The 24,321-nt window shown below is 68.3% G+C and carries 19 protein-coding genes; 10 read left to right on the top strand and 9 right to left on the bottom strand.

Annotated elements, in window-relative coordinates:
- Positions 1-5 precede the first annotated feature (5 nt).
- The 7 genes from fliF to TMO_RS06310 form a co-directional block, all read right to left on the bottom strand.
- On the bottom strand, positions 6-1,712 hold the full coding sequence (gene fliF / locus TMO_RS06280; protein WP_014744764.1) for a flagellar basal-body MS-ring/collar protein FliF: 1,707 nt from the start codon (positions 1,710-1,712) through the stop codon (positions 6-8).
- Between the two features lie 379 nt (positions 1,713-2,091).
- The gene (locus TMO_RS06285; protein WP_081598994.1) at positions 2,092-2,421 is read right to left on the bottom strand and encodes a DUF1153 domain-containing protein; all 330 of its coding nucleotides are present in this window, start codon (positions 2,419-2,421) and stop codon (positions 2,092-2,094) included.
- A gap of 195 nt (positions 2,422-2,616) precedes the next feature.
- The gene (locus TMO_RS06290) at positions 2,617-4,320 is read right to left on the bottom strand and encodes a flagellar hook protein FlgE (RefSeq protein ID WP_014744766.1); all 1,704 of its coding nucleotides are present in this window, start codon (positions 4,318-4,320) and stop codon (positions 2,617-2,619) included.
- Between the two features lie 167 nt (positions 4,321-4,487).
- Positions 4,488-5,267, bottom strand: coding sequence for a flagellar hook assembly protein FlgD (locus TMO_RS06295; RefSeq protein ID WP_014744767.1), 780 nt, complete (start codon positions 5,265-5,267; stop codon positions 4,488-4,490).
- A 22-nt stretch (positions 5,268-5,289) separates the two neighbouring features.
- The gene (locus TMO_RS06300; RefSeq protein WP_014744768.1) at positions 5,290-8,334 is read right to left on the bottom strand and encodes a flagellar hook-length control protein FliK; all 3,045 of its coding nucleotides are present in this window, start codon (positions 8,332-8,334) and stop codon (positions 5,290-5,292) included.
- A gap of 114 nt (positions 8,335-8,448) precedes the next feature.
- A complete protein-coding gene (locus TMO_RS06305; RefSeq protein ID WP_014744769.1) occupies positions 8,449-9,726 on the bottom strand; it encodes a sensor histidine kinase in 1,278 nt (425 codons plus the stop codon).
- Positions 9,727-9,853: 127 nt separating this feature from the next.
- A complete protein-coding gene (locus TMO_RS06310) occupies positions 9,854-10,672 on the bottom strand; it encodes a gamma-glutamylcyclotransferase (protein ID WP_014744770.1) in 819 nt (272 codons plus the stop codon).
- 261 nt (positions 10,673-10,933) lie between these two features.
- Between TMO_RS06310 and TMO_RS06315 the strand changes: the two genes are divergently transcribed.
- From TMO_RS06315 to TMO_RS06330, 4 genes are all read left to right on the top strand, one after another.
- Complete coding sequence (locus tag TMO_RS06315) at positions 10,934-12,961, top strand: acetoacetate--CoA ligase (RefSeq protein WP_014744771.1); 2,028 nt, start codon at positions 10,934-10,936, stop codon at positions 12,959-12,961.
- Between the two features lie 153 nt (positions 12,962-13,114).
- Positions 13,115-14,047, top strand: a complete 933-nt coding sequence (locus TMO_RS06320) for a GGDEF domain-containing protein (RefSeq protein ID WP_187297818.1) — start codon at positions 13,115-13,117, stop codon at positions 14,045-14,047.
- Positions 14,048-14,087: 40 nt separating this feature from the next.
- A complete protein-coding gene (locus tag TMO_RS06325; protein WP_014744773.1) occupies positions 14,088-14,990 on the top strand; it encodes a LysR family transcriptional regulator in 903 nt (300 codons plus the stop codon).
- Positions 14,991-15,122: 132 nt separating this feature from the next.
- On the top strand, positions 15,123-16,157 hold the full coding sequence (locus TMO_RS06330) for a cytochrome-c peroxidase (protein ID WP_014744774.1): 1,035 nt from the start codon (positions 15,123-15,125) through the stop codon (positions 16,155-16,157).
- Positions 16,158-16,172: 15 nt separating this feature from the next.
- On the opposite strand, the gene TMO_RS06335 is transcribed toward TMO_RS06330, so the two are convergent.
- Complete coding sequence (locus tag TMO_RS06335) at positions 16,173-17,249, bottom strand: putative zinc-binding metallopeptidase (RefSeq protein WP_014744775.1); 1,077 nt, start codon at positions 17,247-17,249, stop codon at positions 16,173-16,175.
- Between the two features lie 136 nt (positions 17,250-17,385).
- Positions 17,386-19,548, bottom strand: coding sequence for an anthranilate synthase component I (locus tag TMO_RS06340; protein WP_014744776.1), 2,163 nt, complete (start codon positions 19,546-19,548; stop codon positions 17,386-17,388).
- 377 nt (positions 19,549-19,925) lie between these two features.
- Between TMO_RS06340 and TMO_RS06345 the strand changes: the two genes are divergently transcribed.
- From TMO_RS06345 to TMO_RS06370, 6 genes are all read left to right on the top strand, one after another.
- On the top strand, positions 19,926-20,252 hold the full coding sequence (locus TMO_RS06345; protein WP_228382269.1) for an ArsR/SmtB family transcription factor: 327 nt from the start codon (positions 19,926-19,928) through the stop codon (positions 20,250-20,252).
- On the top strand, positions 20,249-20,686 hold the full coding sequence (locus tag TMO_RS06350) for a YeeE/YedE family protein (RefSeq protein WP_014744778.1): 438 nt from the start codon (positions 20,249-20,251) through the stop codon (positions 20,684-20,686). Before TMO_RS06345 ends, TMO_RS06350 begins: the two co-directional genes overlap by 4 nt.
- A gap of 66 nt (positions 20,687-20,752) precedes the next feature.
- Positions 20,753-21,214: a DUF6691 family protein gene (locus TMO_RS06355; protein WP_014744779.1), complete on the top strand. Its 462-nt coding sequence runs from the start codon at positions 20,753-20,755 to the stop codon at positions 21,212-21,214.
- 4 nt (positions 21,215-21,218) lie between these two features.
- Positions 21,219-22,127, top strand: a complete 909-nt coding sequence (locus TMO_RS06360; RefSeq protein ID WP_014744780.1) for an MBL fold metallo-hydrolase — start codon at positions 21,219-21,221, stop codon at positions 22,125-22,127.
- A gap of 69 nt (positions 22,128-22,196) precedes the next feature.
- A complete protein-coding gene (locus TMO_RS06365; protein ID WP_041605588.1) occupies positions 22,197-22,397 on the top strand; it encodes a DUF2892 domain-containing protein in 201 nt (66 codons plus the stop codon).
- A 39-nt stretch (positions 22,398-22,436) separates the two neighbouring features.
- Positions 22,437-24,191 carry a SulP family inorganic anion transporter gene (locus TMO_RS06370; protein ID WP_014744782.1) on the top strand — a complete coding sequence of 585 codons (1,755 nt, stop codon included), beginning with the start codon at positions 22,437-22,439 and terminating at the stop codon, positions 24,189-24,191.
- Positions 24,192-24,321: the final 130 nt, after the last annotated feature.

Consider the following 24,321-nt stretch of genomic DNA (forward strand, 5'->3'; position numbering starts at 1 on the left):
GAGGCTCAATCCTCTTCCCGGATCCACGAACGGATCACGGCCAGTGCTTCTTCGGGATGGCGGTCGACGATTTCGGCGATCTTGCGGATCGAGGACTGCCGCACCCGGCCCTCGACCTGGCTGATGTCGATCATCGCCTCGCTGCTTTCGATGGCGGCGGCCAGCGCCCGTTCGGCGGTGGGGCCGGCCAGGGCCGGAACCGGGTTGCCGTCGGGGCCGGGCAGGGCGGCCATGGGGGTGCCGTCGGGACCGGGGATCATGGTCACGCCACCGACGCCGCCCATGCCGCCGGCACCGGCTGCCGCACCCGCGGGCTGCGGGCCCAGCCGGCCGACCAGCGGCCGCAGCACCAGCAGGATGACCAGCAGGGCCACGATCGCCAGCACCACCATTTCGGCGATGCGCATATAGTCGCTGGTCTCCAGCCCCAGCAGGCCGGCATTCACCACCGTCTCCTGGCTGCGGGCGAAGGGCAGGTTCACCACTTCGATCCGGTCGCCGCGCTCGTCATCGGCGCCCACGGCGGAGCGGACCAGCTGGGTCAGACGCTCCATCTCGTCGGCGGCGCGGGGCTGATAGGTCTGGGTGCCGTCATCGGCGGTGACATAGGTGCCGTCGACCAGCACGGCCACAGACAGCCGCTTGACCGCACCGCCCTCGCGGACCTCGTTGCGCACGGTGCGCGAGATTTCGTAATTGACCGTCTGGCCGTCGCGGTTGGACTGGGTGCGGTTGCCGCCCGCCCCCTGGCCCTGCTGGGCATCGGGGATGTTATTGGACGCAGTCACCGCCTCGTCGCCGGCCTCGGTCGACAGCTCGTTCTCGCGGTTCACCTGGCGGGACCGGATCACCTGGCCATCGGGGTCGAAGGTTTCCTGCGAGATGGTCACGCGGTTGTGGTCGATCTCGGCATGGACTTCGACCTGCACCCGGCCGGGGCCGACCGATTCTTCGATCAGGCGGGTGACCTGGGCGCGCAGCTGGCTTTCGACGTTCTGGCGGACCTCTTCGGCGGCGGTGAGGGCGGCACCCGGGGCGCCTTCCGTGCCGCCGTCGCCGCGGGCGAGCAGGGTGCCGCGATCATCGGCGATCGCCACCCGTTCCGGGCGCAGCCCCGGCACGGCGGCCGCGACCAGCTGCTGGATGGCCCGCACCTGGCCCTGGGTCAGGCTGCGGCCGCCCTTGGGGCTGACCACGATCGAGGCGGTGGGCTCGGCCTGATTGCGCGAGAACAGTTCCCGCCGCGGCAGCACGATATGGACCCGGGCGGCCGAAACCGCATCAATGGTCATGATCGTGCGCTGCAGCTCGCCTTCCAGCGCGCGGACCAGATTGACGTTCTGGGCGAAATCGGTGGTGCCAAGGCCTTCGGAGCGATCAAAGATCTCGTAACCGATCGATCCGCCCTTGGGCAGGCCGCCTTCGGCGAGCGTCAGGCGCAGCCGGGCGATCTGATCCTGCGGCACCATGATCCGGCGGCCGTCGGGGCTGAGCGTGTAGGGCACGCCCGCCTGTTCCAGTTCCGCCACGACCGAGGCCGCATCGGCAGTGTCGAGGTCGCCATAGAGCAGGCCCATGGTCGGGCTGCCCAGCCGGGTGGCCAGGAAGACCGCGAAGATCAGCAGACCGCCCGCCACGGCACCCAGTGCCGCAAGCCGCGCCGGCCCCAATCCCTTCAGTGCCTGCATCCAGGCCTTCAGCGTATCCGCCATGAGACCCGTTCCACTCCGTCTCGCAATGCCCCGATCGGGGCGCCCGACGATCCTCTTTCCGCGATGCCTGACCCCGGGTCTGGGGATCGGCACGCACGAAGAAGCCGGGCGATGCAGTGCACCGCCCACCCCTGTTTACGCGATCTTTGGTGAACAGAAGGTTAATGCCCGGCAGATTTTGCCGGGTGGGCGGCAAAAATTTCCGCCCGGATCATACTGTGGTTCAACGCAATGGCAATGTCTTGTTTTTGCGAAAAATACAGAGAAATCCGCGGCGATGATGTCCGCGGACCGGGGCCGCGCCGGCAGGGGGGAGGTGGCGGGCGGAGGATCGGTGTCTTAACGAAAGGTAAGCATTTGCCGGGATTGTGCGGTCAGATCAACCCTTGCGTCCGCGGCGGGAACGGCTGGCGATCAGCCGGCTGGCCTCGGCGCCATGGGTCTGGCGCCAGCTTTCGAACTCTTCGAGGCTGAGGGCATAGCGCCGGCAGATCTCGTCGAGGGCTGCGGCACCGGCCATCACCGCCGCCACGACCTCGATCTTCCGTCGGGCGACCCACCTGACCCCGTTGCCGGGCGGCAGGTCGAAACGCAGCGTGGTGGACCGCTTCTGCCGGGGAGGCTTCTCCGGCAGGACGAGAACATTGCCGTCGGTGGCCTCGGCAATGTCGGGCGCTGGGGATACCAGCTTCAACCTGGGTGTGGTCATCGGAAGGGCGGTCTCGCAACGGTTGCGGGGCATAGGGCGACCTCGCCCGAACACCCGACACGGATCCGATGCTAGTCCGATGTGTTTAACAAAATCTGAAGGCCGGCAGAACGACGCCGGGCACCACGGCCCGCGCCCCCTTTTTTCGGGGGCGGGGCGCGGTGCCCGGCGTCGTTGGCGTGGGTGCCGCCAGGATCAGCGCTTGGTGCTGATGATTTCCTGCAGCATCTCGTCGACGGTGGTGATGATCTTCGAGCTGGCCGAATAGGCGCGCTGGGTGATGATCATGTCGGTGAATTCCGACGCCAGGTCGACATTCGAGGTCTCGAGCGAAGAGGGCGAGATCAGGCCGGCGCCGCTCTGGCCCGAGGCGCGCAGGTTGAAATTGCCCGACTTGTCGGTCTGGGCAAAGACGTTGCCGGTGCGCTCCTGCAGGTTCTGCGGGCTGGCGAAGGTCGCGATCGGCAGCTTGTAGAGCTGCTTCTGCTCGCCATTGCTGAACGAGGCGACCACGAAGCCGTCGGCGTCGATCTTCACCTCGGTCAACTCGCCCGAGGAGGCGCCGTTCTGGCTGAGGTCGCGGACCTCGTAGTCGCCGGCATACTGCCGCAGACCATCGGCCTGACCGGTGCCGAGCGGGCCGGCGGTGCCCCAGTCGATGGTGATGTCCGACGAGCCCGCACCGGCCGCCCAGTCGATATGCAGCGCGTCGGTCAGAGAAGTGGACACCGTGTTGAGCGTGCCGTCGGAATTGAAGGTGACGACGCCGGCGGCGATCTGCGCCTCGGGGGTCGGCGCGGTGGTGACGACGTCGTTCTTGTCGACGGCGTTGATTTCAACCGCCCATTCGTTGTTGCCGACCTTCAGGAAGTTGACCATCAGATCGTGGCCGCGGCCCTGACCGTCATAGACGCGCACCGAGCGGCTGAAATCGGACGAGACGGCACCCGAGCTCATGTTGAGCGCGCTGTCGGAGGCATCATAGGTGGCGGCGACCGGGGTGCCGGCAGTGTCGAGGGCGAGGGAGCCGCTGGCTGCGGTTCCGGACACGTCCAGCGTCCGGCGCGGATCATAGGCCGAGATCGAGATCGTGCCGGCGGTGGCGGTGCCACCCAGCTCGGCGACGAAGCTGCCGGTGCCTTCCACCAGATCGGCCAGTTCGGCCAGGGTCGAGAACTCACCCGTACCCGTGCCCGCGGTGAAGGTCACCGTGTTCACCCCGTCCGACAGGGTGATCGTCTGGCCGGCGGTGACGACGCCGGCCGCGATCAGATCGTCGGAGGTGGAGACGCCGGGGGTCGAGGTGCTGGTCGAGGTGGCGCCGGTATAGGTCTCCTGATTGGTGTTCAGGTTGACCGCGACCGTCATTTCGGTCGTCGCCACTGCCGTACCGCTGATCTGGCCGACATTCACCGTCTCAAGGCTCGAAATATCGGCCGAGGAGGTGGTGTTGGTCACGTTGCCAGCCTCGCCCGGCAGACGGCCGGCCGAATCGAGCGGCCAGCCCTGCAGGTAGAAGCCGGCGGCGTTGCGCAGATAGCCCTGCTCGTCGGGCACGAAAGAGCCGGCGCGGGTATAGAGCACCTCGTTGGTGCCCGTGGCCTTGCCTTCGACGACGAAGAAGCCGTCACCCGAAATCGCCACGTCCAGACCCGAGGTCGTGCCCTGCACCAGGCCCTGCTGGTCGATCAGCTGCTGCACGCTGGCGCGCACACCGCCCGGGGCGTAGAAGGACTCGGAACCGCTGTCGGTGACCAGGGTCTGGAAGTTGGTGGTCTTCGCCTTGTAGCCCACGGTGTTGACGTTGGCGATGTTGTCCGAGATGACGCCCATCGCCGTGCTCTGGGCACCCAGGCCCGACACACCGGAATAGAGCGAGCCATAGAGACCGAAGCTCATCAGGGGCACTCCTCAATCATGGGGGCGGGGCACGTCCGCCCGCCTGATTCTGACTTTCGGGCCGGGGTGTCTGGTCCACCGGCCGATGGTTCTGACGGGCTGCCGTCCTGGCGACCCGCCCAAGCTCTGAAGGTCGGCGCGGTCTGCGCCGTCGCTTCCCGAGATCCTTAAGCCGCGGCCGCTTCCTGAGCCGCGAGAAGTGTCGACTGGTCGATGAGACCGGAGTTGTAGAGCTGCTGGAGGGCCTTCAGCGTGGCGTCGGCCTCGCTGGTTGCGGCCGAGGCATCGCGGATGCCGGTCACTTCGGAGAGCGGGATTTCCACCCCGTTCACGTTCAGCACGACATTGCCGTTGGTGATGCCGACGCTGTCGACGGTGCCGGTGATGGAGGTGGTGACCGCGATCGTCTTGCCCGTGGCATCGAGCGCGGTGACGCTCATCCGGTACTGGCCGTCTTCCAGCAGCTTGCCCTCGCTGTCCTTGCCATCCCATTCATAGTTGTGCACGCCCGCCGTGGTCTCGCCCGCTTCGGAGCGGACCACCTTGCCGCTTTCGTCGATGATGTTGACGGTCACCTTTTCGGCGTTCTCGGGCAGGCGGTAGTGATAGCTGGCGCTGCCGTCGGTCATCTGGATCGTGTCGCCATTGGCGTCGACGACCTTGCCGATATACGAGGCGGCGTTTGCAACCTGCTGGCCTTCCGACAGCGAGATCAGGCTCTCCAGATTGCTGTTGGACTGGACGAGCTGCTCGGTCTGCGTGAACAGAACCAGCTGGTTGGTGAATTCGTTGGTGTCGAGCGGATTGGTCGGGTCCTGGTTCTTGAGCTGCGTGGTCAGCAGCGTCAGGAACTGATCGAAATCATCGGCGAGCTTGTTGTTGGCGATCGTCGCCTTCGACGTCGTCGCGGTGGTCGTCGTGGTGTTCGTGACGGAGCTGGTCGCCATGATGTCCTCTGCTCCTCTCGCCTCAGATCCGCATGTCGACGCGGCGGCCGTCGATTGTGGCCACCTGGTCCGCCGCCAGGCCGTTCAGACTGCCGATCCCGGCCAGCGGGTCGCGATCGATATTCGTGTCGCGGTCGCGGCGCGGGGCGCCATTGCCGCGGCGGTTGCCGTCACCGGCCATTCCGTTAAAACCCTGGCCTGCGAAGTTCTGGCCCGCAAAGCCCTGGCCCTGCTGACCGGAGCCCTGCTGCCCCGCCATCTGCTGTCCCCCCGCCTGGTTGGCGAGCGAACGGTCGATGTCGTAGCGCAGCGCGCCCGGCTCGATCTTGAACCCGGCCTGGGTGAGGCTGCGTTCCAGATCGCCCGCATCGGCGGAGAGGGCATCGACGGCTTCCGGCTTTTCGGCCGAGAAGCGGGCACTGATCCGGCCCTGGGCGTCGATCTTCATTTCGACCCGGACCCGGCCAAGATCGGCCGGCATCAGGGTCATCACGAAGTGGCTCTCACCACCTGCCAGCGGCATACCACCTGCCGGAGACATGCTGCCTGCCAAGGCCGTATGCATGTGCTGTGCCACCTGCATCGCCGGCCGGCCCGGTGCGGCATCCTGCATCGGCAGGGCCTGGGTCTGGCCGGTCCAGCCGGTGCGGAGCTGGCCGGTTTCGGGCAGGCCCATCGCCGCTGCCAGATCGCCGCCGGCCGCCAAGGGGCGGCTCGCCTCGTCGAAACTGGTCATGGCCGAAAGGGCTGCTGCACCGGCGGGAAGGGCCTGGATCGGGGCCTGAACCCTGGGATTTGCGGCCTCCCGGGCCGGTTCGGCGGCGGAACGCGGGGCAGCGGTCGGCTCGGCATCGGTCTGCCGGGCGCCGGCGGCTGCGTCCGGTCGGGCAACCATCGGCTGGACGGCCTCGTCCGTCCGGGCCGTCGCGACGGGGGCGACATCGGCTGCGGCGGGTGCCGCCGGGGCCGCCGCCATCTCCGTGCGGCCGGCCGGCGGATCCTGCCGGGGCGCGAGGTTCTGACCGGCTGCGCGGGCATTTCCTGCCGGGGCGGCAGTTTCTGCCGTCGGCGCGGCGGTCGGCACGGCAGTCCTTGCCGTCTGCGGCGCCGGGGCTGCCGGGGGTTCGACGGCCGGCGCCCGGTCGGTCTGGATCCGGTCGGCCTGGACCTCAGTAGCCGGTGCCTGAACGGTCGGTGCCCGCACGGCTGTGGCCTGCGTGGCCGGGGCCTGCATGGTGGGGGCCTCGGCGGTCCCCGGGGCGCTCCGGCCAGCGGCCGCCGGCACGGTCGCTGCCTGGGTGGTCGTCACCCGAACAGGCGCCGCCTGAACGGTGCCGTCGGTGATGGTCGCCGTCTCGGGCACGTCGCGCCCGGCCGGGGTGGTTTCCGCCATCGATGCCGCCTGCGGGGCCGGTTTCGTCTCGGCGGAGGGGGCCGTCGGGGCGGTGCGGGCATCGCCGGCGACCGGGCCGGCGTCGTTCGCCATCACCGTCGGGGCAATGATGGTCGGCTGTGCCGGCATCTCCACCTGCGGCCGCGCGGCCGGGCGGGTATCCGCCACGTCACGCGGCGCGACGGTCGGCGTCGTGTCGGCCGTCGCAAGAACCGTGACCGGGCGGTCGACGGCCGGACCATCGATCACCGGTGCCGTTTCCGAACCGGTCATGGGGGCAGCCGGGCGGCCGGCCGGGGCAGGGGCCCCGGCTGCCGCCGGCTCTGCCGAAACCAGCGCCGCATCGGGGGTGGCGTTGCGACCGGTCGGGACCGAGGTCGTATCGGTGTGGGCGGTGAAGGCGACGGTGCGGCCGGCCGGGCGCGCCAGACCGATGGGCAGGTCCATCCGCGCCACCAGCTCGCCGCCCATCATGTCCACGGCCTGGTCGGCGGCGACCGGCTGGCGGGTGCGGGTGGTGACCACGCCGTCATTGCCGGCCCGGACCGTCACCGCCAGAACGGCGTCGTCGCCCGCCGGCGGGTTGTCGAGCGCGGTCGAAACCGCGTCTTCGAAGCTGATCGCCCCCGGTACGGTGACGGTCTGCCCGACCACGGCTGCATCGGGCAGAGCGGGTGCGTCGGGCAGGGCGGGCGCTGCCGCGGGCGGCTGCGCCACGCCGGCCACCACGACCTCGTCGGGGGTAAGCGTCAGGGGTGCCGCAGCCGTCGTCGCGGGCGCAAGGATTGCCGGTGCAGGGGCCGCGGCGCTCGCGACCGCCGCCAGCGTCGCCGGATCGATCTCGTCGTCTTCATCGGCGATGGCGCGGGGGGCGCGCGGCGCCTGGCCGGCGGGGGCCTCTGTGCCGGCCGGTCGCCCGGGCTGGAGGTCGACGCGGCCCTCGGGCATGGCCGGCGCGCTGTCCATGCGGATGCGGGCGGTATCGATCACCACCGCGGCCGCGGTCACCGCGCGGGCGGCCAGATCCTGGCCAAGCGGCAAGGACGTGGCGGTATCGGTACCGCTCGGGGTATCGGTCACCCGCGCTTCTGCGCTCGCCTGCGTCTTCGTGTCGACAAGGAACTCGGGCGCCGGGCGATCGACGGCAGCAATTGCCGGTCCCGGCAAATCCTGCCGGGGGGAAACTGCCGGATCGGTGGCGTGGCGCGGAGGCTCCGCCGTGGGGCGCGGAGGCTCCGCCGTGGTCTCAGCGCCTGCCGCTGCGTGCGCCATGGGCGGTGTGTTCGCAGCCACCGGGGTCTGCGGCGCCTCTGCCGCCATCGGGGTGGCGGGGGCGGCGGCCGGGGATGCGGGCGTATCGGCGCCCTGGTCCGCCGTCACACCGACCGTGCGGCCGGCCGGGGCAGGAATGGCGGGACCGGAAGCCGAGGGGGTGGCCTGCCGCTCGGGGGCGGTGGGCTGGGCCGGGGCAGAGGGCTGGGCCGGGGCACGCACCTCGCCCGCCACATCGGCGGCCGCCGTCACATGTGCGGCAAGCAGCGCCTGGAAGGCGGCTGCACTGTCGTCCGACACCGTCACGGCCTGAGGGGCAGCCGTGCCGCCGGCAGATCCGGTGGAACGGCCGATCAGGCCCGACAAAAGTTCGGTCAGCGATGCGGGGGCAACAGCGGACATCGGCAACGGCTTTCGACCGGGGGGCCGCACCCCGACGGTCGGGAATGCGTGCGCCCCCGGAAACAGCAAGTACTGTGCCAGTCACGGGTCGGATATGCGGGTGTGCGCGAGAGGTCAGTCCGCCCGTCGGGCGTCGGGTGCGGCCAGCGGCAGGTCGAAGCACGAGGTGGTGCCCCGGCCCTCGGCGCTTTCAAGCGTCAGCGTGCCACCCTGCAATTCCACCAGCATGCGGCTGATGGTCAGGCCGAGCCCGGTGCCCTTGACCTGGGTTTCGGCACCGCCGTTGCGCGCCTGCTCGTAGGGGCGCATCAGCCGTGCCAGATCTTCCGGCGCGATGCCGGGACCTTCATCGCTGATCGCCACGATGAAGCGATCGTTCTGCACCCGGTTGTCGACGGTGATCGACCCGCCGGGCGGGCTGTATTTGATGGCGTTCGACAGCAGGTTCAGCATCACCTGCTTGAGCGCGCGGTCGTCGGCGACGATCTCGGGCGAGGGGCGCAGCGGTGTCCAGGCGATCCGCACCCGCTTTTCGATCGCAAGCCCGCCGACCACGCGAATGGTCTGCGACAGCACCGGATTGGCGGCCATGGCGGTTGGTGTGACGTCGTATTTGCCGGCCTCGATCTTGGCCATGTCGAGCAGGTCGTTGATGATCGAGAGCAGGTGCTTGCCGCTGCCGTGGATCGAGTTCAGATAGCCCAGATAAGTCTCGTTGCCGATCGGTCCCAGAACCTGCTGTTCCATCAGCTCGGCAAAACCGATGATCGCGGTCAGCGGCGTGCGCAGTTCGTGGGTCAGCGTGGCCAGGAACAGCGATTTCTGCTGAAAGGCGCCTTCGGCGGACAGCCGCTGGGCGTAGTTTTCCTCGGCCAGCCGGACCAGTTCTTCCGCCTGCTGTTCCAGAAGGCTGCTCTGATGGGTCAGTTCGGCCTCGTGTGCGGCCAGGCGGTCGGCCTGATCGAGGGCGGTCGCCACTGTCACGCCCAGATCCATCACCGCGCACAGGGCGTCGAGCTGTCGCTGCAGAATGGCGGTGGCGTGGGCATCCATGCGCGGGCAGCCGTCCAGCGCCAGAACGGCGATCGTGGTGCCGTCTTTCGCCCGGATCGCGGCCAGCAGCAGATCCTCATCGCCTTCGCTGCTCAGCTGACGTGTCACCCGGTCGAACAGGTCCTGGGAAGCGGAGCTGCCACGCCCATCGGCCTGTGTGCCCGCAAGGACACGCGGGCCGCGTTCATCCAGCCCGACCAACAGACCGGCGGTTGCGTCGAGCGCCGAGGCCGCCGCCGTTACGAGCTGGCTCAACGCCGGCGCAGACTCCGATCCGAGAACCCGATAGCGGCGCAGCGTCTCGATTTTCCGCCGGTCGGTGGTCAGGTCGAACGTCATCTCTCCTGCGCGGCCCGGTCGCCGCCCGCGGTGGCGCGCCCGTTCCACAGTGCAGGGCGCATGATGTGTCCTGGTTAACCCGTGGTGACGGTCCTGTCCACAGCATTCCGCGTGACGAATATGGGACTCAGCGACCACCGATGTCTTCGGGCATATCCGTGTACGCCTGCTGGTGGTATTCCACCCGTGATAGCAGAGCGACCATGCGCCGGTCGTGGATGCCGGCGGCGTCGAGCGCCCCCACGCAGGCCCGCAGATAGTCGGCCGACGAGCCGAGTTCGCCTGCGGCATGGGCGATGATCCGGGCGGTCTGATCTTCCGTCAGCCGGCCGGCATAGCGTTCATGGGCGGGGTTGATCACGAAAGTCAGGGCCGGCACGGGCCCGTCGGGTGTCTGGGCCGATACCCAGCGCGGCAAGTAAGAGGCGGTCAGCATCTCGCGCCGCCAGATCAGGGCAAGTTCGGCGCGCCAGTCGGCCGGATCGGGCATCAGGGTCATGGCGGTGCACGAGCCGCCCCGGTCGAGCGCCAGCATCAGCCCGGGCTGATCGGGCGTGCCGCGGCCGAAGGGCATCCACAGGCAGAAGCTGCGGTGCAGCCCCACCACCCGCGCACGCCGCCGCTCGGTGATCGCCACGCAAGGGTTCCACATCAGCGAGCCATAGCCGAACAGCCGCGGTGCGCCGCCCGCGAAAGCGCCGGGCGGGGCGGTGTCGAGCATCTCTTCCAGCGACTGCGCCAGCTCGGCATCGTCCAGAATGTGGATGTGCGGATAAAGCCGGGCGAAGCGGCGGCGGATCTCGTCGGCCTGCAGCATTTCGCGGGTGACGCCATGCGGCCCGCCGCCGGCGAGCGGCCCATCCGCCGTTCCGGAGCCGGTGGTGGCTCCCGAAGCGGCGGTGGTCTCGGAAAGGGCGGCCGCACGCCCGTTGTCGGGTGAGGTCATGCCGTGGCGTCACCGATGATGGCCGGCGGCCTGCGGAAGTGTGGCGCAGGCCCCGTGGAGAATGACAGTATAGCGACGCAGCGACCTTTTGTCTCGGCGCGCCGCAGCGGCGAACGCAATTGATCGGCATGCGAAATAATACAACAGTCTTGCGTATCTTGCCTCTCAGAGGCTAACACTTGGACGACACGAACGGCCCCGGGCAGGGAAACGGCCGGTGAAGACCGGCACAGCCGAGGGCCGCGCCCCAGGAGGAAGCACATGCCCATGCGTATCGAAGAGGGCGCCGAACTCTGGCGCCCCTCGGCCGAGACCGTCGAGGCCGCGCGCATCACAGATTTCATGCGCTGGCTCGCGGCCGAGCGCGGCGTCGAAACCGGCGATTACGAGGCGCTTCGCCGCTGGTCGGTGACCGAGCCCGCGGCCTTCTGGCAGGCGCTGATCGACCGCTTCGGCATCCGCTTCTCCAGCCCGGCCGAAACCCCGATCGCCTCGGAAGAGATGCCGGGGGCGGTGTGGTTTCCGGGGGCCATGATCAACTATGCCCGCGTCGCCTTCGATCAGGCCCGGCCGGGCGAGGTCGCGATCTTCCATCAGTCGGAAGTCCGCCCGCTCCGGGCGCTGACCTGGGACGATTTCGAGGTGAAGGTGCGGGCGTTGATGGGCCGGCTGCGCGCCATGGGCGTGAAGCCCGGCGACCGGGTCGCGGCCTATCTGCCCAACACGCCCGAGGCGGCGATCGCCTGCCTGGCGGCGACCGGCGTCGGCGCCATCTGGTCCAGTTGCTCGCCCGATTTCGGCACCCGATCGGTGCTCGACCGTTTCGGCCAGATCCGGCCGAAAGTGGTGTTCGCGGTGGACGGCTATGCCTATGGCGGCCGGCAGTTCGACCGGCGGGCGGTGGTGAAGCAGATCTTCGACCATCTGCCCGATGCCGAGCATCTGGTCTTCCTGCCCTATCTGAACCCGGCCGATCGCAGCCTGCCTGTCGAGAGCGCCGTGCTCTGGGATGATCTGGTCGAGGGGCCCGAGGCGATGGCCCTTGCCGCGACCCAGGAATTCGAAGAGGTGCCGTTCGAACACCCGCTCTGGATTCAGTATTCCAGCGGCACCACCGGCCTGCCCAAGGGCATCGTCCACAGCCATGGCGGCATCGTGCTGGAGCATGTGAAGAGCCACGGCCTTGCGGGCGATCTCAATCCGGGCGACCGCTTCATGTGGTTCACCACCACCGGCTGGACGATGTGGAACAGCCAGCTGTCGGGGCTGCTGGTCGGCGCGACGCTGGTGATCTATGACGGCAACCCGGCCTGGCCCGACCCCTATCCGCTCTGGCGGTTGATCGAGAAGACGAAGCTCAACGTCTTCGGCACGTCGGCCGCCTGGCTGACCGCCCAGGCCGCCGCCGGTGCCGAGCCCGGTGCCATGTTCGACCTGTCGGCCCTGCGCTCGATCGGCTCCACCGGCTCGCCGCTACCGCCCGAGGGCTATGCCTTCGTCTACGAAAAGGTGAAGCGGGATCTGTGGCTGAACGCGATCAGCGGCGGCACCGACACCTGCGCCGCCTTCGTCGGCGGATCGGTCATCCTGCCGGTCAATGCCGGCGAGATGCAGGCGCGGGCGCTCGGCGTCGACGTCGCCGCGCTGGATGACGAGGGCCGCGAGCTGATCGGCGAGGTGGGCGAGCTGGTGATCCGTCGGCCGATGCCCTCGATGCCGGTGATGTTCTGGAACGACGAGGGTGGCAGCCGCTATCGCGAAAGCTATTTCGAGATGTATCCCGGCTGGTGGCGCCACGGCGACTTCCTGAAGATCACCGAGCGCGGCACCGCGGTGATCTATGGCCGGTCGGACAGCACGCTCAATCGTCACGGCATCCGCATCGGCACCGCAGAGGTCTATCGCGTGGTCGACAATCTGCCCGGCGTGCGCGACAGCCTGATCGTGAACCTGGATCTGCCCCATGGTCGGTTCTTCATGCCGCTTTTCGTGTCGCTGGAAGAGGGGGCGAGCCTGGACGAGGCGCTGCAGAACCGGATCCGCCGCGAGATCCGCGAGGCCTGCTCCCCCCGCCATGTGCCCGATGTGATCGTCGAGATCCCCGACGTGCCTTATACGCTGACCGGCAAGAAGATCGAGGTGCCGGTGCGCCGCATCCTGATGGGGGCGCCGATCGAGAAGGCGGCCAATCCGGGGGCCATGCGCAACCCGGAAAGCCTCGACGTCTTCGTCGCCTATGCCGACGAGGTTCGCCGCCGCATCCGCGAGGCGGAAGAGACGGCAGCCTGAGGCAGAGGCCCCGCCATTCCCGTGGCGGGGCCGTCCCCTCGTCGATATTCATGGTTTCTTATCTGATACGACGACATATTTCTTCCGAGGTTGCCGGTTGCATGAGAACGAGAACGACATGCGAAGCTGGCTGATCGGGAGGAATGGATGGTCATGTCGAACATCTTCGCCGGCAAGACGGCAATTTCTCTACCGTCCTTGTTCGCAGCTCTTCCGGTGGCGGTCGTTCTGGTGGATCGTCATGGAAATATCCTCGCCGCCAATCCCGCGACATCAGTTCTGCAGGGCCACTCACCCGAGGCGGTGGTGGGGCGCAAGGTGTCGGAGTTCCACCAGGATGCGACGCGCAATCTGGCCCGCGACGGCTGGCTGGCCGAGGCCGGACTGACGCTTCCGGATCACGAGATGGTTTTTGACGGTCGGCATTATCAGGTATCGGTCCGTCCGGTCAGAGACGACAACGGTAATGTCACGGCCTTCGTGATCGCCTTCACGGACATCAGCCGGCTGAAACGTGTCGAACAGCGCCTGTCGGAAGCCAACCGGCGCCTGAAGGCGCGGGTATGGGAAGATCACCTGACCGGCATCCCGTCCCGCCGCTATCTGGATGCGGCGCTGGCGCGTGAGATCCGCCGTGCCCGTCGCAGCGGGCAGACCCTCTCGGTGGTGATGGCCGATATCGACCGGTTCAAATCCTATAACGACCGCTATGGCCATCCGGCCGGCGATGACTGCCTGCGACTGGTGGCGCAGGCTGCGGCGGCGGCGCTGGGGCGGGGAGAAGATGAACTCTGTCGCTATGGGGGCGAAGAATTCGTCGCCATCCTGCCTGGCAGCGATCTGGACGGTGCTGCCCGCGTGGCGGAGCGGATGCGCCAGGCGGTGGCCGATCTGGCCATCCCCCATGATGACGTGCCGTCGGGTCATGTGACGATCAGCCTGGGTGTGGCCGGCCTGCCTCCCCGGGACATCGGCAGCCAACGCGACCGTGACGCCCTGATCGCCGCAGCTGACCGCGCCCTTTATGCGGCCAAGGCTGCCGGCCGCGACCGGGTGGCGCGGGCAGGGCAAGACAGCGCCGATTGAAGCCGCTTGCATGGCAGCGGCGGCGCCCTAGACTGCCGCCATGGTCGATTTCCGCAGCCTGGAGAGCTTCGTCTGGATCGCCCGCCTCGGCAGTTTTCGGGCGGCGGCGGACAAGCTGAATGCGGCACAACCCTCGGTTTCGGCGCGTATCGCCAAGCTGGAGCAGGAGCTGGGTGTCCAGCTCTTCGATCGCAGCGCCCGCAATGTGACGCTCACCTCGAAAGGGCGGGTGCTGCTGGACTATGCCGAACGGCTGCTGGGGCTCAGGGCCTCGATGCTGTCGGCTGTGGCCGATATTTCGGGGCTGGGCGGCACGATCCGCATGGGGGCGGCCGAAACCATCGTCCACACCTGGCTGCCGCGGCTGATCGAGCGGATCCACAAGCATTACCCGGGTGTGACGCTGGAACTGGAGGTCGATACCTCGCTCAACCTGCGTGACGGCCTGGTCAATCGCGGGCTGGACATCGCCTTCCTGCTGGGACCGGTCAGCCAGCCGACGGTGCAGAACCGGCCGCTCTGCCACTATCCCCTGGCCTGGGTGGCGAGCCCCCGGCTGGGGCTGCCGCGCGACGGTGCGGTCACGCTCGACACCCTCGCCAACTGGCCGATCATCACCTATCCGCGGCTCAGCCGGCCCTATATCGCCATTCAGGACATGATGCACGGCCTGCCCGGGCGCCGGCCGCGGATCTACGGCTCCAGCTCGCTCGCCACCATCGTGCGGATGACCCTGGACGGCATCGGGATCAGCGCCATCCCGCCCCGGATCGTGCGCGAGGAACTGGCCTCCGGCGCCCTGCATCTGGTGGAAACCGATGCCGCCGCCACGCTGCCGGGGATGGATTTCACCGTATCCTGGCAGGCCCAGGCCGACACGCCGCTGGCCCGTGCCATTGCCGAAGCCGCGATCGAGACCGCGGCAGGGGATGCCGAGGCGTGAGATCCGGCCCCGACGGCCAGGATGTCGCATGCAGCGTTTGATCCAGATCAAAGTCGGCGGCAACCGGCTGTCGTCTCCTTCCTTGTAACGGTTCCAAAGAAACCGGTTCCGGATCCAAGTGAGGAGAAGACGATGCGTCGGTTGATGTCAGCCGCCGTGATGGCGGCGTTCGCCCTGCCGGGCGTGCCGGCCATGGCAGACGAGTTGCGGGAAACGGCTCTCGGTCTGTTCGCAACGGTGCCGGCCAGGGTGGAGCAGGTGCGTGGCGCGCCGGTGACCGCCGAACGGGTGGAGCTGGGGCGGAAACTGTTCTTCGAGCCCCGGCTGTCGCGCAGCCATGTGATCAGCTGCAACACCTGCCACAATCTCGGCACCGGCGGGGCCGACAATGTCCCCACGTCGATCGGCCATGGCTGGCAGAAGGGGCCGCGCAACTCGCCCACGGTCTATAATGCCGCCTTCAACGTCGCCCAGTTCTGGGATGGCCGTGCCGCGGATCTGCGCGAGCAGGCCAAAGGTCCGGTTCAGGCGGGCGTAGAGATGAACAGCACCCCTGAGCGGGTGGTGGCTACCCTGAAAAGCATTCCCGACTATGTCGCCGAATTCGCCGGTGCTTTTCCGGGGATGGCCGATCCGGTGACTTTCGACAATATGGCATTGGCGATCGAGGCCTTCGAGACCACGCTGATCACGCCCGGCGCGCGGTTCGACCGTTTTCTGGGCGGCGATGATGCGGCATTGGACGCGACCGAGCGCCGCGGATTGCAGGTCTTCATCGATAGCGGCTGTGCGGCTTGCCATAACGGCCCCAATGTCGGTGGCCAGGACTATTTCCCGTTTGGTGTGGTCGAGCGTCCGGGCGCCGAGGTCCTGCCCCAGGGAGACAAGGGCCGGTTTGCGGTGACCAACACTGCCGACGACGAATATGTCTTCCGAGCGGCGCCGCTGCGTAACGTCGCGCTGACCGCGCCCTATTTCCACAGCGGCCAGGCGTGGGAGTTGGAACAGGCGGTGGCGATCATGAGCACCGCTCAGCTCGGCACCGAAATGACCGATGAGGACGTGCGCGCTGTCACCGCCTTCCTGCACACGCTGACCGGCACGCCGCCGGTGGTGACCTATCCGATCCTGCCGGCCAGTACGGCAACGACGCCGCGGCCGGAATAGGGCGGCGGGGGCGCTTCAGCCCGCCTCGCGGATCAGGTCGTGGACGAAGCGCAGCTTGTCGATCACGGCCGGGGCCAGCACGAAGGGATAGAGATCCTGCTGGCCCATGCTGCGGTTCAGGCTGTTGACGGCATAGGTCAGCGGTAGCCAGGCCTCGATCAGCGGTGCGAAATCGCGCTGGCGGTAGGCGTCGAAATCATAGGCGACGTCAGTAGGGGCGGCGGGGTCCAGGATGTTCTGCGGCTTCAGGCGGATGCCGAAGGCATGCGCCGTTTCCAGCGTGTCGACGATGTGCAGGTAATGCGCCCAGGTCTCGGCGAAATCCTCCCAGGGGTGAGAGGCGGCATAGGTCGACACGAAGCGTTCCTGCCAGTCGGCCGGCGGGCCTTCGGCATAGTTGCGGGCCAGCGCTTCGGCATAGTCGCAGCTCTCGTCGCCGAACATCGCCCGAAACCGGTCCAGCCGGCTGAGGGACGGGTCGGCGTCGCGGATCAGCCGGTTCCAGTAATAATGGCCGATCTCGTGGCGGAAATGGCCGAGCAGGGTGCGGTAGGGTTCGCCCATGTCGCGGCGGATCCGCTCGCGCTCGGCATCATCGGCCTCGGCGACGTTGATGGTGACCAGCCCTTCGGCATGACCGGTCATCACCCGCGGCGCCTCGGGATCGACATCGGCCAGGAAGTTGAAGGCAAGCCCGCCGATCGGATCTTCCCATTTGGCCGCGACCGGCAGGCCCAGGCGGAGCAGGGCGTAGATCAGCCGGTGCTTGGCGACCTCCAGCCTCTGCCAGGCGGCGAGATTGGCCGGCACGGCAAGGTCCGGCACGGTGCGGTTCAGCCGGCAGGCCTTGCACCAGGCATGCGGGCTGCTGGTCGGGATCAGCCAGTTGCAGGCGTCGTGGGTGGCATTTGCGCAGAAGCGGAACATCTGATCGGGCATCGCCAGCGGCCGCCAGCGCCCGCCGGTTTCAGGCTCCAGCGCACTCAGCGTGGTGGCATCGGGCAGATAACCCAGCCGGTGCCCGCAGCGCAGGCAGGTTGTGTTCTCGAAGAACAGGGTCTGGCTGCAGTTCTGGCAGGAAAAAAGTTTCATTCGGGCGGGGCATCCGATCTTGTCGCGCAACCGGTCCGCTGCACACGGATTGCGTGCGGCAGACCGGTCATCCGCAACGATATGAGAGACGCGCGAAGTGTGTCCAAGCCTTTTCTGATCGGGATGCCGTGTGGCTTCATCCAAGTCCGCGGCAGAGATTGGCGATCATGCGCGGGCCCGCCTCGTCCTGAAGGCTGAGCAGGCTTTCGGGGTGGAACTGCACGGCGCGGATCGGCCGCTCGCGGTGGCGCAGTGCCATCACGATGCCGGCCTCGTCGACGGCGGTCGCCTCCAGGCAGTCGGGCAGTTCGGCGGCGAACAGGGAATGGTAGCGGCCGATGGTGATCTGCTCCGGCAAGCCCTCGAACAGCAGATCGGGGACAAGGACGCGGATGCGCGACGGCTTGCCGTGCATCGGTACCGGCAGACGGCCCAGCCGGCCGCCGAAATACTCCACGATGCCCTGCAGGCCCAGGCAGACGCCGAAAATCGGGATGCGGGCGGCGGTCAGCAGGTCGAGCGTGGCGTTCATGCCGAAATCCGCCGGCGATCGGGGCCCAGGGGAGAGCACGGCCAGATCGGGGGCAAGGCGGGCGGGCAGGTCGGCCGCGAGCGGCGCGCGCCAGGTGACGGTTTCCGCGCCGGTCGCCTTCAGATAGGCCGAGAGCGTGTGGACGAAACTGTCCTCGTGGTCGACCAGCAGGATCCGGCGGCCCTTGCCCGGACGGGGCGGCAGGGTCTCGCGGCGCTCCTGATCCGGACGCTCAAGCACGTCGATCATCGCCGAGGCCTTGAGCACGGTTTCGGCCTCCTCCGCGGCCGGTTCGCTGTCGAAGAGCAGGGTGGCGCCGGCGCGGACCTCGGCCACGCCCGCCTTCACCCGGATGGTGCGGAGTGTGAGGCCGGTGTTCATGTCGCCGTCGAAGCCGATGCGGCCGATGGCGCCGCCATACCAGGCGCGCGGGCTCTTCTCCATCCGCTCGATCCAGCTCATCGCCGCACGCTTGGGCGCGCCGGTTACCGTCACCGCCCAGCAATGGCTGAGGAAGGCGTCGAGCGCGTCATAGCCGTCGGCCAGCATGCCCTCGACATGATCGACCGTGTGGATCAGGCGGGAATACATCTCGATCTGGCGCCGGCCGACGATGCGCACGCTGCCCGGGACCGAGACCCGCGACTTGTCGTTGCGGTCGACATCGGTGCACATGGTCAGTTCGGCCTCTTCCTTGGCCGAGGCGAGCAGGGTGCGGATGCGTTCGGCATCTTCGATCGCGTCGCGGCCGCGGGCGATGGTGCCGGAAATCGGGCAGGTCTCGATCCGCCGCCCGGTCACCCGGACATACATCTCGGGGCTGGCGCCGATTAGATGCTCAGACCGGCCGAGATTGATCAGAAAGCCATAGGGGGCGGGGTTGCGGCGGCAGAGGCGCCGGAACAGTTCCGATGGCGGTGTCGTCGCCGGGCGGCGGAAGACGCGGCCGGGCACCACTTCGAACAGATTGCCGGCGGCGAATTCGGGCAGGGCGGCCTCGACCATCGCGGCGTATTCGCCCGGGCCCATGTCGTCGGCCGCGGCATTGGCGGCAGGCGGCGCCGCGACGTCGGCATGCACCTCGCGCGGCAGATCGTCGGTGGAGGTGCCGTCGACGGTGAAGTCGTAGGCGATCGACCAGGCCCGGCGGGCGGCATGGTCGACCGAGATCACCCGGTCGGGCAGGTAGAGCACGATATCGCGATGATCCGACATCCGCTTGCGAGCCAGGGGGATACGCTCGAAGGCCAATGCGATGTCGTAGCCGAAGGCGCCATAGAGGCCCAGATGCGGATCCTCGGGGCTCGCGAACAGATCGATGATCGCGCGGATCGCCGAGAAGGCCGAGGGCTGGCGGCTGCGGTCCTCTTCCGGAAATTCGGCCGGGCCGTCGAGAATGCGGGCGGTGACCTGGTCTTCGTCGATCATCAGCCCGGTGACATGGGGGTGATCGCCCAGCGCCCGGGTGATCGCCGGCAGCAGCACCCGGCCGCGGGCATTCAGCGCCCGGATTTCGACCTCGGCACCGGCAAGCCCGGTCATGCGCGCGGTAAAGACCAGCGGCGGATCGGTGAAGCCCAGATCGAAACGGACATAGCGGCCCGGATAGTCGTAAGAGGACGCAAGCAGCACGCCGGGCCGGGTGTCGAGCGCATCGATCAGCGGCTGGGTGGCACCGTCATGGGGCAGGGCCTCGACATGGCGGCGCACGATCACGCCGCCGGCGGTGCGCCAGCTGGACGGGGCGGGGATGGTCTCGGCGGTCATGCGGCGGGCTCTCCTTTGCCGTGGAACAACCGGATGGTCCGGCCGGATGGGCGGGAGAGCGGGCAGGGGTTGCGGCCCGCCCGCGTGCGGGCATGGGCGGCAGTCTCGGCCGGACCCCCGTCTTCCGGGGCGGCCGTGCGGTCGGTCAGACGCGCGTGATCGGCGACCCCGGTCGAACGGGGCCCCGCCACTGGCGGCCATGGATGGCCGGATATGCGCGCATCGTGATCATGACCTGAAGCATTGCCGCAATCGGGGCGCCCCGTCAACGCCTGGCATGCGGCAACCCGTCGCGGGCAGGGGCGGGAGGATCTTTCCGATTCGGGCTTGTGGAATCTGCGTATCTGCATATATTCAAAGATATGAAGATTGAAGCCATGACAGAGACCGCCGAGCGGGTCGCCGAGTTGATGAAGACGCTGTCGCATCCGAAGCGTCTGCTGATCCTGTGCAACCTGGTGGAAGGCGAACGATCGGTCGGCGACCTCGCCCGGCTGACCGATATGCGCGAGACCGCAGTGTCGCAGCAGCTGGCCCTGCTGCGCCGGGAGGGCATCGTCGCCCCCCGGCGGGAAGCCCAGAGCATCCTCTATCGCCTGGCGCGGCCGGATGTTGCGGAACTGCTCGGCTTTCTCTACGCAACCTATTGCACGCCTTCGGAAACCACCGAAGGTGCGGCACCCATCACGGAGAGCGTGGCATGACGCCCGAGATGATCCAGAGCTGGAGCATTGCCCTGATCGGCGGCGTGCTGATCGGGGCGGCCGCGGTCTGGCTGATGGCGGCCCAGGGGCGGATCATGGGGGTGAGCGGCATCCTGGCCGGCCTGCTGCCGCCGAAGCCTGCGGCGGGTGGCGATCGCGGCTGGCGCATCACATTCGCGCTGGGGTTGATCGGTGGTCCGCTGATCGTCCAGGCGGTGACCGGCGCCCCGGCGATCGGCGCCCCGGTGGTGTCGCTGCCGCTCCTGGTGGTGGCGGGACTGCTGGTCGGCTTCGGCACGGTGATCGGCTCGGGCTGCACCAGCGGCCATGGCGTCTGCGGCCTGTCACGGCTGTCGCCGCGTTCGCTGGTCGCGACCGGCACCTTCATGGCCACCGGTGCGTTGACCGTTCTGGTTATGCGCCACCTGATCTGAATCTGATCAGGCCAAAATATTGAGACAACACGCTATCCGCACACCCTGCGGATCAAGGAGACGCTTATGCTCAGGCTCGCCTCAGGGTTGATCACCGGTCTGATCTTCGGTGCCGGTCTGGCGCTTGCCGGGATGACCGATCCGGCGGTGGTGCTGGGCTTCCTGGATGTCGCCGGTGCCTGGAATCCGGCACTCGCCTTCGTGATGGGCGGGGCGGTGATCGTGACCTTCATCGGCTTCCGCATCCTGCGCGGCCGCCGCCATCCACTGCTCGGCACCGGCTTTTCCTGGCCGACCGCAACCGCGATCGACCGGCGTCTGGTCGGTGGTGCGGCGATCTTCGGCATCGGCTGGGGGCTCGCCGGCTATTGCCCGGGCCCGGCGATCGCCTCCCTCGCCGGCGGCCGGATCGAGGTGGTGATCTTCGTGGCGGCCATGCTCGCCGGCATGATTGCCGCCCGCTTCATCTCCGCCGCGCCGGCTTCGGCGTCTCCGGCCTCCGCGTCCCCCGCTGCCCTGAAGAGGTGATCCGATGTCCGCGACCGCGTTCCAGCCCGATTTCGCCATCCCTGCCGCCGTGGCGCCCGAGGTCGAGAGCTTCTTCGACCCGGCCACCTTCACGGTCACCCATGTGGTCGCCGATCCGGCGACGAAGCGGGCGGCCATCGTCGATCCGGTGCTCGACTACGACCCGGCCTCGGGCCGGACCTCGACGCAGTCGGCCGATGCGGTGATCGCCCATGTCCGTGCCCGGGGCCTGACCATCGACTGGATCCTGGAGACTCATGTCCATGCCGATCACCTGTCTTCGGCGCCCCATATCCGGGACGCCCTGGGCGGACGGGTCGGGATCGGCGCCAATATCCGCACCGTGCAGAAGACCTTCGGCGACGCCTTCAATGCCGAGCCCGGCTTTGCCCGCGACGGCAGCCAGTTCGATCATCTGTTCGCGGATGGGGAGCGGTTCGCCATCGGCTCGATCGAGGCGGTGGCCCTGCACACGCCCGGCCATACGCCGGCCTGCATGACCTATGTCATCGGCGATGCCGGCTTCGTGGGCGACACGCTGTTCATGCCCGATTACGGCACCGCGCGCTGCGATTTCCCCGGCGGCGATGCCCGGGTGCTCTACCGCTCGATCCGGCGCCTGTTCGCGCTGCCCGGCGAAACCCGGCTGTTCATGTGCCACGACTATCTGCCCGAGGGGCGGAGCGACTATCGCTGGGTCACGACCGTGGCGGAAGAGAAGGCGCGCAACATCCATGTCCACGAAGGCATCTCCGAAGACGATTTCGTGGCCATGCGCCAGGGCCGCGACGCCACCCTGTCCATGCCCCGGCTGATTCTGCCCTCGGTGCAGGTGAACATGCGGGCCGGCGAGATGCCACCGGCCGAAGCCAATGGCGTCGCCTATCTCAAGATCCCGGTGAACCTCTTCTGAGGAAAGCCTGGATTATCGCCGGAAACCAATGGGTCCCGACCGGGCCCGCAGATGACGGAAGATGAAAACATGAAGGCGAATGTCGGCGGTCTCGACCGCGTGCTGCGCATCGTCGTGGGCCTGGCCCTGCTGTCGATGCTGCTCTGGGGCGACGAGGGCTGGAAGTGGTACGGGCTGATCGGCCTGCTGCCGCTCGCCACCGGCCTGGTGCGCTGGTGCCCGGCCTATACGCTGTTCGGCATCCGCACCTGCCCGCTGGCGCGGCGCTGACCGCATAAACCCGCCCCCCGCCTGAAGGTCGACCTCGCCATGGCCCGTTTCCGTCCGGCCGCGCTCGACTGGCTGCGGCGCTATGACGGCCGGACGGCCGGCGCCGACGGTCTTGCCGCAGTCATCGTGACCATCATGCTGGTACCGCAGAGCCTGGCCTATGCCATGCTGGCGGGCCTGCCGCCGGCAGCGGGGCTTTATGCCTCGATCCTGCCCCTGATCGCCTATGCCGCCTTCGGCAGCAGCCGGACGCTGGCGGTGGGGCCGGTGGCGGTCATCTCGCTGATGACCGCGGCCGCCACCGCCGAAGCCGCCGCGGCGACCGGCATCGCGCCTGCCGCAGCGGCCCTGCTGCTGGCAGGGCTGTCGGGGCTGATGCTGCTCGCCATGGCGGCGCTGCGCCTGGGCTTCGTCGCCAATTTCCTCAGCCATCCCGTGGTCGGCGGTTTCATCACCGCCTCGGGCCTGCTGATCGCGCTGGGCCAGACCGGCCATCTGCTGGGTGTTTCCGCCCGCGGCGACACCCTGCCGGCCATTCTGACGGCACTTTACGACGGGCTGCTCACCCGCGGCATCAACCTGCCGACCCTGGTGGTGGGCGGGCTGTCGCTCATCTTCCTGTTCTGGTGCCGCAAGCGGCTGAAGCCGCTGCTGGTCAAGGCCGGCTTCGGGCCGCGTGCGGCCGATGCCGTCGCCAAGGCCGCCCCTGCCGTGGCGGTGCTCGCCTCGATCCTGGCGGTGGGGCAGCTGGATCTGGCCGCCGCGGGGGTGAAAGTCGTGGGCGTGCTGCCCGCGGGCCTGCCGCCGCTGACCCTGCCGCCGCTGGATGCCGATGCCGTGCTGGCCCTGCTGGGCCCTGCGGCGCTGATCTCGCTGATCGGCTTCGTGGAAAGCATTTCGGTCGCCCAGACCCTGGCCGCCAAGCGCCGCCAGCGGATTTCCGCCGATGCCGAGCTGGTCGGGCTGGGGGCGGCCAACATCGCCGCCTCGGTCACCGGCGGCTATCCGGTCACCGGCGGTTTCGCCCGGTCGGTGGTGAATTTCGACGCGGGGGCGGAAACCCCGATGGCGGGCGTGTTCACCGCGGCCGGCATCGCGCTCGCCGCCCTGTTCCTGACCCCGGCCTTCCGCGACCTGCCGCAGGCGGTGCTGGCGGCGACCATCATCGTCGCCGTGCTGTCGCTGGTCGACCTCAAGGCGCCGCTCAGGGCCTGGGCCTATTCCAGGGCCGACGGCATCGCCATGGCGGTGACCATTCTGGGCGTGCTGCTGGCGGGGGTGGAGGCCGGCATCCTGGCGGGTGTAATCGCCTCGCTCGCCCTGTTCCTGCGCCACAGTGCCCGGCCGCATATGGCGGTGGTGGGACAGGTGCCGGGCAGTGAACATTTCCGAAATGTCGATCGCCATCGCGTCGCCGTTTCGGACACCGTGCTGACGGTGCGGATCGACGAAAGCCTCTATTTCGCCAATGCGCGGGCGCTGGAAGACCGGATCTCGTCGCTGGTCGCCTGCCGGCCCAGCCTCCGCCATGTGGTGTTGATGTGCCCGGCGGTGAATCTCATCGACCTCTCCGCCCTGGAAAGCCTGGAGGCGATCAACCGCCGCCTCGCCGAGGGCGGCATCAGCTTCCACCTGTCGGAAGTGAAGGGGCCGGTGATGGACCGGCTGGCCCGCAGCCATTTCCTGGACGAGCTGACCGGTCGGGTGTTTCTCAGCCAGCATGCGGCGATGCAGGCGCTGGATCCGGAGATGACCCGGGCCGCTGACGGACTTGTGCGGGATGCCGCTTCCTGATCCTGTTGCCGCAAGTTGCAACAGACCACACGTGGCGATGCCTGGAGAACATCAATAATGTCGCCCTTGGAGCAGTGATCGTCACTGCAAGAGGGCGAGGAAACTGCACCTCGTCTTCGTTTCCACCGGA

This window comes from Tistrella mobilis KA081020-065 (genome assembly GCF_000264455.2).
GTDB classification, from domain to species: Bacteria; Pseudomonadota; Alphaproteobacteria; order Tistrellales; family Tistrellaceae; genus Tistrella; species Tistrella mobilis.

Excerpts from the sequence above, each read along its gene's own strand:
- TMO_RS06320 (WP_187297818.1), top strand. The coding sequence starts at position 13,115 with ATGTCGAACATCTTCGCCGGCAAGACGGCAATTTCTCTACCGTCCTTG.
- TMO_RS06285 (WP_081598994.1), bottom strand. The coding sequence starts at position 2,421 with ATGACCACACCCAGGTTGAAGCTGGTATCCCCAGCGCCCGACATTGCC.
- TMO_RS06365 (WP_041605588.1), top strand. The coding sequence starts at position 22,197 with ATGAAGGCGAATGTCGGCGGTCTCGACCGCGTGCTGCGCATCGTCGTG.
- TMO_RS06370 (WP_014744782.1), top strand. The coding sequence starts at position 22,437 with ATGGCCCGTTTCCGTCCGGCCGCGCTCGACTGGCTGCGGCGCTATGAC.
- TMO_RS06290 (WP_014744766.1), bottom strand. The coding sequence starts at position 4,320 with ATGAGCTTCGGTCTCTATGGCTCGCTCTATTCCGGTGTGTCGGGCCTG.
- fliF (WP_014744764.1), bottom strand. The coding sequence starts at position 1,712 with ATGGCGGATACGCTGAAGGCCTGGATGCAGGCACTGAAGGGATTGGGG.
- TMO_RS06335 (WP_014744775.1), bottom strand. The coding sequence starts at position 17,249 with ATGAAACTTTTTTCCTGCCAGAACTGCAGCCAGACCCTGTTCTTCGAG.
- TMO_RS06310 (WP_014744770.1), bottom strand. The coding sequence starts at position 10,672 with ATGACCTCACCCGACAACGGGCGTGCGGCCGCCCTTTCCGAGACCACC.
- TMO_RS06355 (WP_014744779.1), top strand. The coding sequence starts at position 20,753 with ATGCTCAGGCTCGCCTCAGGGTTGATCACCGGTCTGATCTTCGGTGCC.
- TMO_RS06295 (WP_014744767.1), bottom strand. The coding sequence starts at position 5,267 with ATGGCGACCAGCTCCGTCACGAACACCACGACGACCACCGCGACGACG.
- TMO_RS06360 (WP_014744780.1), top strand. The coding sequence starts at position 21,219 with ATGTCCGCGACCGCGTTCCAGCCCGATTTCGCCATCCCTGCCGCCGTG.
- TMO_RS06345 (WP_228382269.1), top strand. The coding sequence starts at position 19,926 with ATGACAGAGACCGCCGAGCGGGTCGCCGAGTTGATGAAGACGCTGTCG.
- TMO_RS06300 (WP_014744768.1), bottom strand. The coding sequence starts at position 8,334 with ATGTCCGCTGTTGCCCCCGCATCGCTGACCGAACTTTTGTCGGGCCTG.
- TMO_RS06305 (WP_014744769.1), bottom strand. The coding sequence starts at position 9,726 with ATGACGTTCGACCTGACCACCGACCGGCGGAAAATCGAGACGCTGCGC.
- TMO_RS06330 (WP_014744774.1), top strand. The coding sequence starts at position 15,123 with ATGCGTCGGTTGATGTCAGCCGCCGTGATGGCGGCGTTCGCCCTGCCG.
- TMO_RS06315 (WP_014744771.1), top strand. The coding sequence starts at position 10,934 with ATGCCCATGCGTATCGAAGAGGGCGCCGAACTCTGGCGCCCCTCGGCC.
- TMO_RS06340 (WP_014744776.1), bottom strand. The coding sequence starts at position 19,548 with ATGACCGCCGAGACCATCCCCGCCCCGTCCAGCTGGCGCACCGCCGGC.
- TMO_RS06325 (WP_014744773.1), top strand. The coding sequence starts at position 14,088 with ATGGTCGATTTCCGCAGCCTGGAGAGCTTCGTCTGGATCGCCCGCCTC.
- TMO_RS06350 (WP_014744778.1), top strand. The coding sequence starts at position 20,249 with ATGACGCCCGAGATGATCCAGAGCTGGAGCATTGCCCTGATCGGCGGC.